Raw genomic sequence first — 15770 nt, 5'->3', positions numbered from 1 at the left:
AAATATTTACCTTTGCTTATTATTAGTAAACAATTATGAGAACAGTACTTTTATTTTTGGCTTTGTGCACAGTGAATTTTTCCTTCGCACAGGATCAGGAAGAACGTGATGATTCTTTTATCAGGGAGAGCAATAAAAATGTTCTGAAAATAGATATCAAAGAACCTTTTATGCAGGTGGCTGTAAAATGTAATGATTTTAAATCTGCAGCTTATGAAGGAGGTGTAGCAGCCTACAAAGATATCCTGAACAAATATATGTATGCCTATCTGAATTCCGATTTCTATGCTTTGACGGGAGATTTTACATTTACCTTGGTGCTTGATGAAAAAGGAAAAGTAGTTGATGTAAAAGGAATGCCTAAAGTGACCAATAGCGAAGTTTTTTTTGATGATATGCAGTACGTCGTAAGAAGAATAAAGAAAAGCTGGATTCCGGCATCTTGTAGTGGAAAGGCAATAGCTTCACAGATTAAAGTTAAAATGAACTTCTCTTCAATGTCTGCTGATATTGATTAGAAAAAAGGTCATCTTTTCAAAATTTTAAAAGAAGGGAGATATTTAGTGAAGAGATCAAATAAGTTCTGAAAAAAGAAATAAAAAACATGACCGTGATTAAAAATTTTTTGTTGTTTATTACTTTCTTTACAACAAAACTAATTTTTGCTCAAAACGAAGTTTTGGATAAATATCCTTATGGACAAGATTTTTACGTGGGAGGCGTAAATCAGTTAAATAAGGAGATGGTAAAGGTTGTTAAAGAGAAAAAGTTGTTGCCTTGTGAAAAAAGTGAAGAGCGGTATAATGTACAGATTCTTGTGCATGAAAATTCAACCATCCATTATGTTAAAGATTTTGATACTGTAGAAATTCAAAAAAATAAATGTGCATTTGATTTCAGCCGTAAAATTATTCCCCGTCTCAAAAACTGGATGCCGGCAAAAGTGAACGGGAAATCTATTGGAGCCATTGCCAAAATTGAAATAAATCCTTTTTATTTAGTTAATTCCAAAGAGGATCCAAGTAAAAACGAAAAGAAAGGCCCAACTTTTAAAAAAGGAATCAAAGCTTTTGGATTTGAGGTTAAGTCTATTTTTGAAAGATTCATAAAGAAAAATGAGGACAAAGGAGTCTTGCTGACATTTGTTGTCAATGAGAATGGTGAAATGGAGGATTTCAAGATTGAAGGTGATTTTTTTGATTATGAAAAGAAAGAGATCATCAATAGCCTATCTAAAATAAAAGGAAAATGGAATCCTGCTACATTTAATAATATTCCAATTAGAGCTAAAGTTAGTCAACCAATTTTTCAACAGTTTGATCTTCAGATAGAGTCGGAAGAGCAGAATAAAATAATGGATCAAAATTTTCACAATAACATATACAGATAATCTCCTGACATTCTGTCACAATATTTTGTATCTTTGCAAACTTATTCGTTCGTAATTTAAAGTTGCGGACCTTAAATCGATTATCGTGCAGGAAAAATATATAGACGAAACAAAACAGGGCGAAGCTTTTGCTATTGCAGAAAGACCGGAGAACTCTAAAAAACTGTTTTTAGAAAGCTATGGCTGTCAGATGAACTTCTCTGACTCTGAAATTGTTGCATCCATTCTCAATGAACAGGGCTATAATACAACCATGAAAGTTGAAGAAGCTGACCTGATTCTTTTAAATACATGTTCCATCCGTGAAAAAGCAGAACAAACCGTAAGAATGCGTCTTTCTCAGTTTAAAAATCTGAAAAAAGAAAGACCGAATATGACGGTAGGAGTACTGGGATGTATGGCGGAAAGATTGAAAACAAAATTCTTAGAAGAAGAACAATTGGTAGACCTTGTTGTAGGTCCGGATGCCTATAGAGACCTGCCGAATCTTTTAAAAGAAACCGATGACGGAAGAGATGCTATCAATGTAATTCTTTCCAAGGAAGAGACTTACGCAGATATCAATCCTGTTCGTTTAGGAGGAAACGGTGTTACCGCATTTGTTACCATTACCAGAGGTTGTGATAACATGTGTACATTCTGTGTAGTTCCTTTTACAAGAGGAAGAGAAAGAAGCCGTGATCCACACTCTATTATTGAAGAATGTAAAGATCTTGCCAATAACGGATATAAAGAAATTACCCTTTTAGGCCAAAATGTAGACTCTTACCTTTGGTATGGAGGTGGCCCTAAAAAAGATTTTGCCAAAGCTTCTGAAATGCAGAAAGCAACCGCTGTTAATTTTGCTCAATTGCTTGATTTAGTGGCTAAAGCCGTTCCTGAGCTTAGAATCAGATTCTCTACCTCAAATCCGCAGGATATGAGCCTGGATGTATTCAGAATGATGGCTAAACACGACAATATCTGTAAATACGTACACCTTCCTGTACAAAGCGGAAGCAACAATATGCTTGAAGCAATGAACAGACAGCATACCCGTGAAGAATATCTTGATCTGATCAGAAAAGCGAAGGAAATTGTTCCGGAAGTTGCATTTTCTCAGGATATGATCGTTGGATTCTGTAATGAAACAGAAGAAGATCACCAGGATACTTTAAGTCTGATGAGAGAAGTAGAGTATGACTACGGTTATATGTTTGCGTACTCAGAAAGACCGGGAACACCAGCTCACAAAAAAATGGAAGACAATATTCCGGCTGATGTGAAACAGAGACGTCTTGCTGAGGTTATTGCGCTTCAAGGTGAGCTTTCCAGCCAAAGAATGAAATCTTATGTAGGAAGAGTGCATGAGGTGCTGATTGAAGGGATTTCCAAGAAGAATAAAAACCAATGGAAAGGAAGAAACTCTCAGAATGCTGTATGTGTCTTCGATAAACTGGAAGGACAGAAAATAGGTGACATTGTGAACGTTTTCGTGTATGATAATACGCAAGGCACACTTTTAGGGAGAACAGTAGAATAAAATTAAGTTACCATCACTAAAAAACTTAAAAAAAGAAAATATATATTCTTAAAAAAAGATCAACGGATATATTACCGTAAGATTTTTAGTAAATTGTGAAGGAAAGACAGTACTGTTATATAATCCCGGATCTGAAAGAGATAAAAGGTTTAAAAGTAGATTATTATCAGTATTTAACCTATAAAATTGAAAATGGAAAAGTTTCAGAGGTATTACCTTAGCTTTTTGTTACTTATCGTTTACACCAATACTATTGCACAGGTCAACTGTAGTGCAGTAGAGGGTGAGAACTGCAAAAAAGCGTGTGAGTTATACAACTGGGCTTCAGATTTACAAGGTTTCGCAGAATCTCAGGAAGGTTTCGATAAAGCCATTGAATTGTGCCCCGATTTCTCCCATGCTTATATGGAAAAAGCAGTTCCATATCTTAAAAACGGAGATTTCATAACCTGGAAGATTCTAATTGATAAAGCAGTTGCCTTAGATCCTAAAATGCATCTTGGCTACAGAGGCTGGACAAAGTTTCAGTTCTTGAGAGACTATAAAGGTGCCATTCAGGATTTAGAAGGATTAAAAAAATACTACTCCGGAGATTTGGGAAGATCTCAAAACGGAGACTATAATCTGGATGTAGTGAGAGCTATGTCCTATAGTGCTTTAGGACAGAAAGAAAAAGCGGCTGGGATTATAGAAAGGCTTCTGGCTACCAGAGGTTATGTGAAGGGAATGTTCGATCATTATCAGCTTGGGGTTACCTATTTTGAGCTGGGAAGATATGACAAGGCCCTGGAAAATTTTGAAAAACAAAGCAAAGAATACAACTTTGCCGAGAATATATACTTTAAAAGTAAAGTTTCTAAGATCAGAAACAAAGATTATTTGGATTTAAAAATGTTAGCCCTGCAAACGTATGATGAAGGAAAGACTATGAAAGATGTCTATACTCATTACTTTAACAAAGTCTACAGACAACAGATTGAAGCGCTGTAGAAGATTAACATTAAATCAATAATCAAAAATTTACTTATGAGCAACGAGCTACAAAACATAAAAAACCGTTTCGGAATTATCGGAAACTTTCCCGCACTCAATCGTGCCCTGGAAAAATCTATTCAGGTGGCACCTACAGATATTTCTGTACTGGTGATTGGAGAAAGTGGGGTAGGAAAAGAATTTATTCCGAAAATCATCCATTCAGAATCCAGAAGAAAACATCAGCCTTATATTGTGGTAAACTGTGGAGCAATTCCGGAAGGAACCATAGACTCTGAGCTGTTCGGGCACGAAAAAGGAGCTTTTACAGGAGCCACCGCTACCAGAAAAGGATATTTTGAAGTAGCAGACGGCGGAACCATCTTTCTGGATGAGGTAGGAGAACTTCCTCTACAGACCCAGGTTCGTCTTTTAAGAGTGCTGGAAAGTGGTGAATTTATGAAAGTGGGTTCGTCACAGGTACAGAAAACCAATGTGAGAATTGTAGCAGCTACCAACGTTAATATGATGAAAGCTATCCATGATGGAAGATTCCGTGAGGATTTGTATTACCGTTTGAATACCGTTCAAATTGATATGCCGCCTTTGAGAGAAAGAAAAGGAGATATCCATTTGCTATTCAGAAAATTTGCCATAGACTTTGCGGAAAAATACAGAATGCCGGAACTGGAACTGGAGCAGAGTGCTGTTCATTACATAGAAAGTTATTCCTTCCCGGGGAACGTCCGCCAGCTAAGAAATTTAGTAGAGCAGATGACTGTTGTGGAAAGGAACAGAAATATCACTGCTGAAAAACTTGCTGAATATATTCCTATGGAAACCCATCTTCCGATGGTGGTAAATACTCCAAGCACCCCTAAGCAGAACGACTTCGGAAGTGAAAGGGAAATCATGTATAAAATTCTGTTCGATATGAGGAATGATATTAATGATTTAAAATCCTTAACTTCGGAATTAATCAAGAACAGAGGAACAGCAGATCTGAGCAACCATGAGAAAAACCTGATTAACAGAATTTATACTTCTGATAGTCAGCCGCAAGTGAATTCCGGGTCAATGTTATATTTTGAAAATAATAATGATACGCCTGCTGTTCAGACTCCCACAATTATCTCAACTCCTGACGACAGCTATGAAGATATTGAGGATATCGAAATTGAAGAAAACAGACCAGAATCCCTTTCTCTTCAAAATAATGAAAAAGATTTGATTATCAAAGCTTTGGAGAAGCATAAAGGACGTAGGAACAGAGCGGCAGATGAGCTGGGAATCTCACAAAGAACTTTATACAGAAAAATAAAACAATATAACCTGGAAGATTAGCACAACATAAATAATGAAAGTCAATTTAACACCTAAGCCGATCAATTTTAAACTCGGAGAATACATTAACAAAGGAGTCGAACTTTTAAAGAAAGATTTCGGAAATATTTTCCTGGCATTTTTAGCATGCTTTGTGATGTCTATTATTCCATTCTGTGGACTGCTTGCAATGGGCAATATGTATAGATACCTTCAAAGGCTGAACAGAAGCCAGCCGGCAAGCCCGGGAGATATTTTTGATTTCAAAGATTTCATGCCTTATTTTATGCTGCAGTTAATTATTTTTGGAGGTGTTTTATTACTTTATATTCCTTTATTGGCTGTGCTGGGTATATCAGGTGCATTATCTGATAGTCATGAACCCAATCCAATGGTTGCACTTTTTGTGTTTCCATATATATTTTTATTAATAGCAGCTATATATTACTTTGTATTAAAAGGCTTTTATATCATTCCATTAATCAGTCTTAAAGGAATCAAAGAAGTGAAAGAAGCCTGGAATATTTCAAAAATAATGACCAAAGGAAATTTATTGTCAATCTTCCTTTTCTCATTGGTAGTAAGTATTTTGTCCCAGATTGGTATTGTTGCCTGCGGGATAGGAATTTTTCTTACCTTACCGTTTTTATATACAGCGAATTATTTTGCTTATGAAGATGCTATTCAACAAATTGAGTATGATGAAATTATTGAAATCGGATCTAAAAATGAACTTTAAAATTAACAATATCAGCCTGAAACAATCACTGTTAACGGGAATGCTTTTTGCGTTGCTGGGAGTTTTAAATTCATGTTACAGTTTTACGGGATCGTCTCTTACAGACGAGAAAACAGTTCAGATCAATGAATTTCCCAATAATGCACCTCTTGTAAACCCGGCATTATCCCAACAGTTTTCTACAGCAATACAAAACAGATTCCTTCAGAGAACCACTTTGAAAGGAACAAAAGAAAATCCGGATATCCTGATAGAAGGTGAAATTACAGACTATTCCATTACCCCTACCACAATCAGTTCCAATACCCAGACAAACCCTTCTGGTGGAGTGATTCAGCAGGCACAGAATAAACTTACGATTACCGTAAAGGTACATTATGAAAACAAAATTCATCCGGATGCAAGTTTTGACAGAACATACTCTGATGAAGCGGCTTTCAACAGTGATGTATCTCTAAGCCAGATCGAAGACCAGCAGGTAAAACTGGTAACAGATAGAATTATTAACAAGATATTTAACGACATTGTAGCGAATTGGTAAGATGAATCCGAGAGTTTTAGAATTAATAAAAAATCCGAAAAATATTCAGTCCGAAGACCTTGGTCTTTTGAAAGAAGAGATTCACACTTTTCCTTATATTCAGAATATCAGGGCACTTCACCTGTATGGGGTGCATCTGTATGAAAAAGAAAATTATCAGAAAGAGCTTTCCACTACGGCAGCATATACTACTGATAAAAAGATTCTATATCAGCTGATCAATGGAAAGATCAGACAGGAGGCTAAACCTGAAATTGTTGAAGAGAAAAAGCTTTCTAAAACAATTGAAAAACCTTCTCAATTTACACCAAAGGCGAAACCCTTTCCTATCAAAAGAGAAGAGGACGTTTCTTTGGAAAAGCCACTAGAGGAAAAAGAGAATACTTGTGTTTTACCGACTTTGCAAGACGTTAAGCACATTTACATAAATGGTGAGCGAAACAGAATTTTATTTGAAGGAGAAGAAAACTTCCTGGATGAGGAAAATTCTGAGACGATAGATATTGAATCTACCCTTGAATCGGGAACTCTGGTAACCCAGAAGGCTGAGCCTGTAGTTGAAGAACCGGATCAGGAGAAAGTAGAGCCTGTGCAGGTTGAAGCTGAGGAAAATGGTGGAGAGGAATTTACACCGGAAACCATCATTCACGAAGAGCAGATTTCTTCCGAAAAAGAAGAAGAAAAGGTTGAAGAAGAAGAAAATATCAGTTTTCACGAAATAGCACCCTTAGTACCGGAAGTTAATATTGAAGAAGAGTCTGTAAAAGCAGAATCAGCAGCTCACGAAACTGAAATTGTTGCTGAGCAAGAGCCTGTTGAACAAGTGGAAATACAGGCTGAAGAAGAACAGGAAGCTGGAGAAAATTTTACACCGGAAATGATTGTCAACGAAGATCAGATTTCTGTTGAAAAAGAAAGAAGTAATGAAGAAGTGCCTTCAGTGGAATTATCTGATGCTGAAGTAAGCTTCCATGGAACAGATTCATTTATGCCGGACGTTAAGATCCAGGCCAACAACGAGGAAATAGCGGAGACCGTTGAAATTTCCAAACCGAATGTGAACAAACACGAGGAGGAAATGAGACGCCTGATTGAAGAGGTTGAGAAAAAAATGAAAGAAGCTAAGCCTGTTCCACAAGAAGAAGCAATAGAGCCTGAAATAGCTGAAGATCATGAAATTAGCTTCGCGGAAACCCAGAATTTTCATTTTTGGTCCACCAGTGAAGATAAGCCTGCAGAAATCAAAGAAGAGCCGCTGCAGAAAGAAGCTGTTGAGAATCAATTACCTGTAGAAGAAGCTAATTCTGAAGTTGCAGAAGAAAAAATAGAAGAAACTCCTGAAGTGCAATCTGCATGGAAACCAATGAGTGTGGAATCCAATATGCCGGATTCTTTAATCAGTAAGCCGGAACAGGTATCAACTCCTGAAATAAAAACGCCGGCAGTGGAAGTAACTCCTGTTACAGATGAAGGTATTATTGAAGAGACACAATCTCCCGAAGCTGTTCAGGAAGAAGTTTTACCAATAGCGGAAACTTCTGAAGCTAAGGAAGATAATGCTGCTCCAATTGAATCAACTGAAGAAGAAAAAACAGGAACTTTAAAAGAAGATGTTCCTGTGATGAATGTTTCATTCTTCGGAACCGATATTTCTACCCTTAAGGTTGAAGAAAAGAAAGAAGAACCTGTAGACAAAGTGCAGGAGGTTACTATGAAAAATACGACTCAATCATCATTAGACAGCAACGTTCCTGGTTTTATCAATACGTGGCAGAGCTGGCTTAAGATTGACAGAACAGAAGAGATTGAAAAGGAAAAATCAGAAATCAAAGAAAAAGCTATTGAGAATTTCATTGAGAACAATCCTAGAATCAGTCAGTTAAAAGAAGAAAGCACCTATGTTGTAAAAGAAAAGAATGATGATATCTCGCATTTGATGACGGAGACATTGGCTAACCTTTATTTTGAGCAGAAACTATATACAAAGGCAATAAAAGCGTTTGAAATATTAATCAAAAAGAGTCCTGAGAAAAAAGAATATTTTGAATCCAGAATTCAGGATATTAAGGACTTCAGAAGTAAAAATTAAAATAAAAAGGTACTGCTTATAACAGTACCTTTTTTTGTTTTATAACTTTTGAGAATTGCTTTTACTGCTTCTTAATTTTTTCCAGGCCTTTCGCCCAAATACAATAACAACAATTAAGGTAATGATGGCAAATATTGCGGCCAATACCGGAGCTGCCATCGCAAGGATAGACATAATACCCGCGCCCGCTGTCTCCGTTGTTCCTACCATGGAATTTCCCAAACCTCCTGTAGTCGCTGTAGATGCAGCCCTTATTCCTGCAAATCCGGAACTGATAGTAGCTGCTGTTCCTCCACCAGCAATTAAGGCCAGTGCCCATTGTGGAAAAGTCCCAAGTTCAGCAAACTGACTGGCAAATAATATGGAGCCTGCCACTGTTGCCATGGGAATAGAAACAGTATCCAGTAAATGATCGACAAAAGGGATGTAATAAGCCAATATCTCAATAATAGTGGCTATTCCTGTTGTAATAAGCGTAGGGAGACCCGCAAGCCATTCAAAATGCTCATTCATCGGAATCCAGTTAAAATAAGAAGCAAGGCTTACAACAAACATGGGAAGGAATACCCGGAAGCCCGTAGCTGCCGCCAATCCAATACCGATAAATGCACTGATTATATAGGAAAAATAGGGAACATTCTCTAACATATTAATTTTCAGATTTATTGTTTTCCCTAAAAGTACAAAAACTATGCGAAGATTCATATGAAACTTCATTCCATATAAAAAGTTTACTTTTTCTGTGCTTCACAAAGCTTGATAAACTGCGCCTCCACGTCCTGGAATTTCGGAGGCATCTCAGAAGAAACCCAAAACAGCATTGCCATCGTTTTTTCTCCGAAGGCTTGTTTGAAAAGATCTTTATTCAGGCGATAGCATTCTCTCAGTAATCTTTTGATGCGATTCCTGTGCACCGCTCTTTTAAAGTATCTTTTAGAAACGGAAACTCCAAACCTTGCAGCTTCTACAGGAATGTTGGGCTTATCCTTTAGAATAATAATTCTCAGATTTCCACTCGTTCTCCATTTGCCTTTTTCAAAAAGCAAACTGATCTCCGTGTTTTTTTTGAGCTTTTCTGCTCTGGGATATTTGGAATTTGTCATTTACGGAGTGTAAATATAGTTTTTATTTTTCTCTTGCTGATTTCACAGACTAATACATAAAATCGTTTTGTAAAATCTGTAAAATAGCTGGAAAATATTTTAATCCTGATTTAATAAATAATTAATCACTTCTGAAGCAGTATACAACCCGAAAATTGCTGGCATATAGCTTATTGTTCCGTAAAAAGATCTTTTATAATTAGTTCCGTCCGTCATTTTTAAACTTTCTTCATCCTGAATATCATTAGCAAAAACACAACGGATCCCTTTGTCTATTTTTACCTTTTTCAGCCTTTTTCTTACTTGTCTTGCCAGGTGGCAGTGTTCCGTTTTGCTGATGTCCCTTACCATTACCTTGCTTGGGTCGGTTTTTCCGCCGGCACCCATTGAACTTACGATTTTTATCCTTCTTCTTTTGGCTGCGATAATCAGACAGAGTTTTGGAGTAACGCTGTCTATACAGTCCAACACATAATCAAATTTTGCAGAATCCAGAACTTCATCCATTCTTTCAGGATTTAGAAACTCATTGATTGTGGTTAAATTAAGATCAGGATTAATATCTAAAAGTCTTTCGGCTACAACTTCTACTTTATGTTTTCCTACAGTAGAACGTAAGGCAGGTAACTGTCTGTTGATATTCGTAATATCTACTGTATCACCATCCACAATCGTCATATTTCCTACACCGGCTCTTGCCAGAAATTCAGCAGCAAAAGAACCGACACCGCCTAATCCAACAACCAAAACAGTGGCCTTATTTAATTTTTCCAAACCTTCTTCTTTTACCAGAAGTTCCGTTCTTTCCAACCAGTACTTATCCATTTTTTATCGTCTCTAAATTTTCTAAAATTTGTTCATTGAGCTGTTCCAAAGAAATACCTTTTATTTCTGAAACCTTACCATACAATTCTTCAATGTTAAAATCTTCATTGTCAGTTTCTAAAAAGAATTTGTCTAAGGGAGTGTTTTTTAAAATATCCTGCAAAGATAAATTATACAAAACAGCTTTTCCAAAACTCAGGTAAAAATTATTAGCAAGAAGGTCTTCTGCAATTTGATGCTTTTTATTAAAACCATGAATAATCATGGGCTGTTCGGCCTTCTTTTTAAAAGAAATGACTTCATAAAATTTTCTGACACAATGAATAATCATCGGTTTTCTGACTTCATTAGCCAACCTGATCTGTCTTAAGAAAACTTCTTCCTGGATTTTCTGATCTATAGAAACCAAAGAATCTAAACCACATTCACCAATAGCAAAACAGTTTTGAAACATCATGCCTTTCATCCATAAAAACTGCTGTTCGAGATTATTAACATCAATATCCTGGGGATGAATTCCTATAGAATAAGGAAAGTCTGGCGGAATTTGTCCACTGTTCAGATTGTAAATTCCGTTTCTGATATATTTCTTATGATGATGAAAATCAAAAAAGTCCATAGTCAAAAGTAAGTATTTTCAGAATTAATTTAAAATTATTAAACGATCGTTTATAAATGTGTTAAAAATTTCTTAACTTTACTCAAAGTACACTTCATGAAAAAAAAATTTACAGAAAAACAGATTCACATACTGGATATTGCAGAAGAGCTGATTGCAAAAAAAGGATACGAGGGAACTTCTGTAAGAGATATTTGTTCTAAAGCAAATATCAATGTCGCCATGATCTCTTATTATTTCGGTTCTAAAGAGAAAATGATGTCTTATCTCTATCAGTACAGGGTACTGAAAACCAGAGAGAATTTTTCAGAATTTGCAGATACAATCAAGGATGGTAAACCTGAAATGCAATTACGGGAAATGATTAAATATATCGTTTCTCAGCTTTTCAAGTATAATTATTTCCATGGTTTTGTGACCCAGGAGCTTCGTCATACAGAAAATCTGAAAGATGAACTGCTGGATTTCTATCAGCTATTTGTGAAAAAACTGGACGAAGTCATTAAAAAAGGGGTCGCATCAGGAGTTTTTACTTTTACACCCAAACCTGAAGACATTCTTACCATGATTATCGGCTCCACTTTATTTGTCATCAGGAATAAAAATTTCTATGAGCTCTATGTTCCGAGCAAAAATGAGGAAACCTATGCAAAAGAAGCAGAGAAAAAGGTGAGAATGAATCTTTTATTAAGTGTTTTTGCGATTTTGGGATACGCTGCAGACTAAAATTACGTTAAATATTCATAAAAAAAAATCTATTGGCAAAAAAGTTATATTTTTGCAAATTAGTAAATCGGCTGTATAATCCGAAAACTGTTGAATTTTATATATGAAAAAATATATTTTAGGTCTTTTTGCTGTAGCGGTGATTACATCTTGCGTAAGCCAGCAGGAAAGAGCAATGAGAAGTGCTGATAAAGAATTTATCTTAAAGGCTGCTAATGATAATTTTGCTAAGAAAAAGTGGAAAAATGCATTGGCGCTTTATGACAGACTTGCCAATCTTGTGGCAGGAACAGATGATTTTCCTAACGTAGGTTTCAATACAGCTTATGCCAACTATTATGACAAAAGTTATAAGCTGGCAGGTCACCAGTTTAAAAATTTCGCAGTAAGTTTCCCTAAAGATCCGAGAGCAGAAGAAGCAGCATACATGTCTGCATTATGCTACTATGAAGGGTCTATGGATTATAACCTGGATCAGTCAAGTACAGAATTGGCGATCAATGAACTTCAGGACTTCCTGAACAATTATCCTAACTCTGAAAGATCTAAAAATATCAGCCAGTTAATTGATGAGTTGTCTTATAAGCTGGAATTTAAAGCATATGAAAACGGAAGACAATACTACAAAATGGGTGAGTACAAAGCAGCCAATGTAGCATTTGAAAATGTTTTGGAAGATTTTCCAAGTACAAAACTTCGCTCAAAAATTTATGACTATATCATGAAATCACGTTATGAACTGGCGATGAAATCTGTATATAATCTTAAAGATGAGCGTATTGAAAGTGCTCTTACTTATACAAAACTGGTAGAAAAAGAACTGCCTAACACGGAATATTCTAAAACAGCAGCTGATCTTAGAGAAAAGCTGGAAAAGGAAAAACAGAATTTCATAGGGGTGAAAAAACAAACGGAGGCCAAAATTGCGGCTTTGACTGCCAAACAGAAAAAAGAAGCTGAAAAACTGGCAGATAAAGATAAAACAGAACAGCAAATGAAGGATCAGATCAGTAATGAAAAGAAAGCAATGCAGTTACAGAGGGACAGTGCAGCACTTAAGACCCCTCCTCCTGCAGCGACTTTCAAAATTCAAAGATAATTCGTAAATTTGCCATCTTAAAATAAAAATAATTTTCTCAAAATGAGTGTAAAAGATACAAAAGCAGAAGTAAATACTATTACTTACGACAAAGATAAGATTGAAGATAAAGTAGGTTCAATCTATGAAGCTATTGTTATCATGGGAAAGAGAGCAGAGCAGATCAATGCGGAGATCCGTACGGAACTTCACAACAAATTGGATGAATTTGCTGTTCACAATTCTACATTAGAAGAGGTTTTCGAAAACAGAGAGCAAATTGAGATCTCTAAACATTACGAAAAGCTTCCAAAGCCAACTTCAATTGCTATTGAAGAATGGTTAAACGAAGATGTTTATTTCAGAAAAACAGAAGAGAGAAAGTAATCTTCTGTATTTTAATAAATCAAGGTCATAAAAGAATTCACTTCTTTTATGACCTTTGTTGTTTTAAACCCTCATTGTGTGGGAAAAAATAAGTACTTTAGTATTTCAAAAATTAGAACTCAATGAGTGTTTCCGGTAAAAAGATACTTATCGCGGTCTCTGGAGGAATCGCAGCTTACAAAATCCATTTTCTGATCAGAGACTTTGTGAAGAAAGGTGCCGAAGTACAGGTTATTATGACGCCTGATGCAGAAAATTTTGTAACGAAACTAAGCCTGTCTACATTATCCAAAAAACCAGTGTATTCGGATTTTTATAGTGATAACGGAACATGGAACAGTCATGTGGAAATGGCTCTGTGGGCAGATGTTATGATCGTTGCCCCATGTACAGCCAATACACTGTCTAAAATGGTTCACGGAATGTGTGATAACCTCGTTATTGCCACCTATATGTCTGCCAAATGTCCGGTATTTATTGCGCCTGCAATGGATCTTGATATGTATGCACACCCTTCTACAACAAAGAATCTGGAGCTTGCAGAAAGCTTTGGACATATTATCGTTCCTGCAGAAAACGGAGAGTTGGCCAGCGGACTGATCGGACAGGGAAGAATGGCAGAGCCGGCAACAATTTTTAATGCTGTTGAAAAGTACTTTAAGTCAGATATCCAATCCCGAAGCCTTGAAGGAAAAACGGTTTTAATTACTGCCGGGCCTACCTATGAAGCGATAGATCCGGTAAGATTCATCGGAAATCATTCATCAGGAAAAATGGGATTCTCTCTCGCAGAAGAAGCTTCAAAAAGAGGAGCAAAAGTAATTCTGATTTCAGGGCCTAGTTTTCAAACCATTAATGATCCGAATGTTGAGCTTCATAAAGTAACTTCAGCCAAAGAAATGCTGGCCAAGGTATTTGAATTTTACGACAGAATAGACATTGGAATTGCCAGCGCAGCAGTAGCAGATTATGCTCCAAAGGACGTAGCTAAGGAAAAAATCAAAAAAAATGATGAAAACCTGACTATTGAATTGGTTAAAAACCCAGACATCCTTAAAACAATGGGCGAAAAGAAAACCCACCAGTTTTTGGTAGGATTTGCGCTGGAAACTCAAAATGAAGAAGAAAATGCCAGAGGAAAACTGGAAAAGAAAAATCTGGATATGATCGTTCTCAATTCCTTGCGTGACGAAGGAGCCGGTTTTAAAAATGATACCAATAAAATCAAGATATTTACCAAAACAGAGAAGAAGGAATTCAATCTGAAATCCAAGGATGAAGTAGCAAAAGATATTCTCAATTTTGTTGAGGCTCAACTTTTAAAATAATTTTAATAAATTTCCGTTCTCAATTTTTAATAGACAATGAAAAAAATTATAAGTTTATTTTTTCTGTTATTTCTATACACCCAAAGTTTTTCTCAGGAGCTGCTGTCAACGGTACAGGTCAATTCCAATCAGCTGGGAGGAAGTAACCAGCAGGCCTATAAAGCATTGGAGAAAAGTCTCAGGGATTTTATTAATAATACAAGCTGGACAGGTAAAAAGCTTCAGAATTTTGAAAAAATAAAATGTGCTTTTTCCATTGTTATTTCTGAAAGGGACGTGAATAAATTCAAAGGAACTATTGTTATTCAGGCAGTAAGACCTATTTATAATACCACCTATGAATCTCCTTTACTGAACCTTCAGGATCAGAGATTTGCTTTTGAATATATTGAAAATGAGAGTCTTATCTTTAATGAAAGACAGTTTTCCGGAAAGAATCTCACAGATGTGATCAGTTTCTATATCTATGTTATTCTGGGTCTGGATGCAGATAGCTTCCAGTCTATGGGAGGATCACAATGGTACGCAAAAGCACAGCAGATTGCACAGAATTCCCAAAACAGAAACTATGAGGGCTGGAATACCATCAATGAGCCAAGAAGCCGTTCTATTCTGATCAACGAAATTATGAACCCTAATTGGGCGCAGCTACGTTCCACTATCTATACTTACCACAGAGCTGGATTAGATAACCTTTTCAACCAGGATCAGACTGCCGGGAAAAAAGTTATTTTTGATGCACTGATGCAATTAAAAATGTACGAAAACAACTTCCAGCAGGCGTTCTTCTTTAATCTGTTCATGGACACCAAAAGCGATGAAATTTTCAATATCTTCAATTCCGGAAATAATGGAGGACTGATTCTTAATGATCTAAAACAAACAATGATCATCCTTTCACCGAAGAATATAGAGAATAAGTGGAATAAATGGAAAGTCTAAAAATTGGTGGATAAGTTGAGAGATGGCCGCTTGATTATTAAAAAGTCATCAAAAACCATTTTGTTCCTTCACAAAAAAACATTACTGTCCGGTATTCATACATTGATAATATCAATATTTATGGTATGAATTAACAGGTCGCTCCTACGGAGCTATAATTTTAAAACAAATACGTCCTATTAACAG

General features: G+C 36.1%; 17 protein-coding genes. 13 read left to right on the top strand and 4 right to left on the bottom strand.

Annotated elements, in window-relative coordinates:
- Positions 1-35 precede the first annotated feature (35 nt).
- The 8 genes from J2786_RS20760 to J2786_RS20725 all read left to right on the top strand — a co-directional run bounded on the left by J2786_RS20760 (position 36) and on the right by J2786_RS20725 (position 8576).
- Entirely contained in the window at positions 36-518 is a 483-nt protein-coding gene (locus tag J2786_RS20760; RefSeq protein ID WP_052186865.1) for a hypothetical protein, read from the top strand.
- A gap of 86 nt (positions 519-604) precedes the next feature.
- Positions 605-1390, top strand: coding sequence for an energy transducer TonB (locus J2786_RS20755; protein ID WP_047428752.1), 786 nt, complete (start codon positions 605-607; stop codon positions 1388-1390).
- 85 nt (positions 1391-1475) lie between these two features.
- Positions 1476-2912, top strand: a complete 1437-nt coding sequence (gene miaB / locus J2786_RS20750) for a tRNA (N6-isopentenyl adenosine(37)-C2)-methylthiotransferase MiaB (RefSeq protein ID WP_047428754.1) — start codon at positions 1476-1478, stop codon at positions 2910-2912.
- Between the two features lie 192 nt (positions 2913-3104).
- Positions 3105-3902, top strand: coding sequence for a tetratricopeptide repeat protein (locus tag J2786_RS20745; protein WP_047428756.1), 798 nt, complete (start codon positions 3105-3107; stop codon positions 3900-3902).
- Positions 3903-3938: 36 nt separating this feature from the next.
- Positions 3939-5228, top strand: coding sequence for a sigma-54 interaction domain-containing protein (locus J2786_RS20740; protein WP_047428758.1), 1290 nt, complete (start codon positions 3939-3941; stop codon positions 5226-5228).
- Between the two features lie 13 nt (positions 5229-5241).
- A complete protein-coding gene (locus tag J2786_RS20735; protein WP_047428760.1) occupies positions 5242-5946 on the top strand; it encodes a hypothetical protein in 705 nt (234 codons plus the stop codon).
- A complete protein-coding gene (locus J2786_RS20730; protein WP_051934227.1) occupies positions 5936-6487 on the top strand; it encodes an LptE family protein in 552 nt (183 codons plus the stop codon). The genes J2786_RS20735 and J2786_RS20730 overlap by 11 nt, the downstream gene beginning before the upstream one ends.
- Before the next feature lies 1 nt (position 6488).
- Entirely contained in the window at positions 6489-8576 is a 2088-nt protein-coding gene (locus J2786_RS20725; RefSeq protein WP_047428762.1) for a DUF8458 domain-containing protein, read from the top strand.
- Between the two features lie 39 nt (positions 8577-8615).
- Here the strand turns inward: J2786_RS20725 and J2786_RS20720 are convergent, their stop codons facing one another.
- The 4 genes from J2786_RS20720 to J2786_RS20705 all read right to left on the bottom strand — a co-directional run bounded on the left by J2786_RS20720 (position 8616) and on the right by J2786_RS20705 (position 11123).
- Positions 8616-9224 carry a DUF4126 domain-containing protein gene (locus J2786_RS20720; protein ID WP_047428763.1) on the bottom strand — a complete coding sequence of 203 codons (609 nt, stop codon included), beginning with the start codon at positions 9222-9224 and terminating at the stop codon, positions 8616-8618.
- A gap of 83 nt (positions 9225-9307) precedes the next feature.
- Complete coding sequence (gene rnpA, locus J2786_RS20715; RefSeq protein ID WP_047428766.1) at positions 9308-9679, bottom strand: ribonuclease P protein component; 372 nt, start codon at positions 9677-9679, stop codon at positions 9308-9310.
- A gap of 99 nt (positions 9680-9778) precedes the next feature.
- Positions 9779-10504 carry a tRNA threonylcarbamoyladenosine dehydratase gene (locus tag J2786_RS20710; RefSeq protein WP_047428768.1) on the bottom strand — a complete coding sequence of 242 codons (726 nt, stop codon included), beginning with the start codon at positions 10502-10504 and terminating at the stop codon, positions 9779-9781.
- Positions 10497-11123 carry a TatD family hydrolase gene (locus J2786_RS20705; RefSeq protein WP_047428770.1) on the bottom strand — a complete coding sequence of 209 codons (627 nt, stop codon included), beginning with the start codon at positions 11121-11123 and terminating at the stop codon, positions 10497-10499. Before J2786_RS20705 ends, J2786_RS20710 begins: the two co-directional genes overlap by 8 nt.
- A gap of 96 nt (positions 11124-11219) precedes the next feature.
- On the opposite strand from J2786_RS20705, the gene J2786_RS20700 reads away from it, so the two are divergent.
- From J2786_RS20700 to porD, 5 genes are all read left to right on the top strand, one after another.
- Positions 11220-11849: a TetR/AcrR family transcriptional regulator gene (locus J2786_RS20700; RefSeq protein ID WP_047428771.1), complete on the top strand. Its 630-nt coding sequence runs from the start codon at positions 11220-11222 to the stop codon at positions 11847-11849.
- Between the two features lie 103 nt (positions 11850-11952).
- Positions 11953-12948 carry an outer membrane protein assembly factor BamD gene (locus J2786_RS20695; RefSeq protein ID WP_047428773.1) on the top strand — a complete coding sequence of 332 codons (996 nt, stop codon included), beginning with the start codon at positions 11953-11955 and terminating at the stop codon, positions 12946-12948.
- 42 nt (positions 12949-12990) lie between these two features.
- Positions 12991-13314, top strand: a complete 324-nt coding sequence (locus J2786_RS20690) for a DNA-directed RNA polymerase subunit omega (RefSeq protein WP_034681463.1) — start codon at positions 12991-12993, stop codon at positions 13312-13314.
- A gap of 122 nt (positions 13315-13436) precedes the next feature.
- A complete protein-coding gene (gene coaBC, locus J2786_RS20685; protein WP_310026582.1) occupies positions 13437-14642 on the top strand; it encodes a bifunctional phosphopantothenoylcysteine decarboxylase/phosphopantothenate--cysteine ligase CoaBC in 1206 nt (401 codons plus the stop codon).
- A 36-nt stretch (positions 14643-14678) separates the two neighbouring features.
- Positions 14679-15584: a type IX secretion system protein PorD gene (gene porD, locus J2786_RS20680; protein WP_047428775.1), complete on the top strand. Its 906-nt coding sequence runs from the start codon at positions 14679-14681 to the stop codon at positions 15582-15584.
- Positions 15585-15770: the final 186 nt, after the last annotated feature.

The organism is Chryseobacterium vietnamense (genome assembly GCF_031454475.1).
Taxonomy (GTDB): Bacteria; Bacteroidota; Bacteroidia; order Flavobacteriales; family Weeksellaceae; genus Chryseobacterium; species Chryseobacterium vietnamense.
The sequence above is the reverse complement of the archived record's forward strand: the minus strand, read 5'-3'. Positions and strand labels throughout refer to the sequence as shown.

Bases quoted from the DNA above. Each gene is read 5' to 3' on its own strand.
- J2786_RS20730 (WP_051934227.1), top strand. From the start codon at position 5,936: ATGAACTTTAAAATTAACAATATCAGCCTGAAACAATCACTGTTAACG.
- J2786_RS20710 (WP_047428768.1), bottom strand. From the start codon at position 10,504: ATGGATAAGTACTGGTTGGAAAGAACGGAACTTCTGGTAAAAGAAGAA.
- porD (WP_047428775.1), top strand. From the start codon at position 14,679: ATGAAAAAAATTATAAGTTTATTTTTTCTGTTATTTCTATACACCCAA.
- J2786_RS20740 (WP_047428758.1), top strand. From the start codon at position 3,939: ATGAGCAACGAGCTACAAAACATAAAAAACCGTTTCGGAATTATCGGA.
- J2786_RS20745 (WP_047428756.1), top strand. From the start codon at position 3,105: ATGGAAAAGTTTCAGAGGTATTACCTTAGCTTTTTGTTACTTATCGTT.
- J2786_RS20700 (WP_047428771.1), top strand. From the start codon at position 11,220: ATGAAAAAAAAATTTACAGAAAAACAGATTCACATACTGGATATTGCA.
- rnpA (WP_047428766.1), bottom strand. From the start codon at position 9,679: ATGACAAATTCCAAATATCCCAGAGCAGAAAAGCTCAAAAAAAACACG.
- J2786_RS20735 (WP_047428760.1), top strand. From the start codon at position 5,242: ATGAAAGTCAATTTAACACCTAAGCCGATCAATTTTAAACTCGGAGAA.
- coaBC (WP_310026582.1), top strand. From the start codon at position 13,437: ATGAGTGTTTCCGGTAAAAAGATACTTATCGCGGTCTCTGGAGGAATC.
- J2786_RS20725 (WP_047428762.1), top strand. From the start codon at position 6,489: ATGAATCCGAGAGTTTTAGAATTAATAAAAAATCCGAAAAATATTCAG.
- J2786_RS20705 (WP_047428770.1), bottom strand. From the start codon at position 11,123: ATGGACTTTTTTGATTTTCATCATCATAAGAAATATATCAGAAACGGA.
- J2786_RS20690 (WP_034681463.1), top strand. From the start codon at position 12,991: ATGAGTGTAAAAGATACAAAAGCAGAAGTAAATACTATTACTTACGAC.
- J2786_RS20760 (WP_052186865.1), top strand. From the start codon at position 36: ATGAGAACAGTACTTTTATTTTTGGCTTTGTGCACAGTGAATTTTTCC.
- J2786_RS20695 (WP_047428773.1), top strand. From the start codon at position 11,953: ATGAAAAAATATATTTTAGGTCTTTTTGCTGTAGCGGTGATTACATCT.
- J2786_RS20755 (WP_047428752.1), top strand. From the start codon at position 605: ATGACCGTGATTAAAAATTTTTTGTTGTTTATTACTTTCTTTACAACA.
- J2786_RS20720 (WP_047428763.1), bottom strand. From the start codon at position 9,224: ATGTTAGAGAATGTTCCCTATTTTTCCTATATAATCAGTGCATTTATC.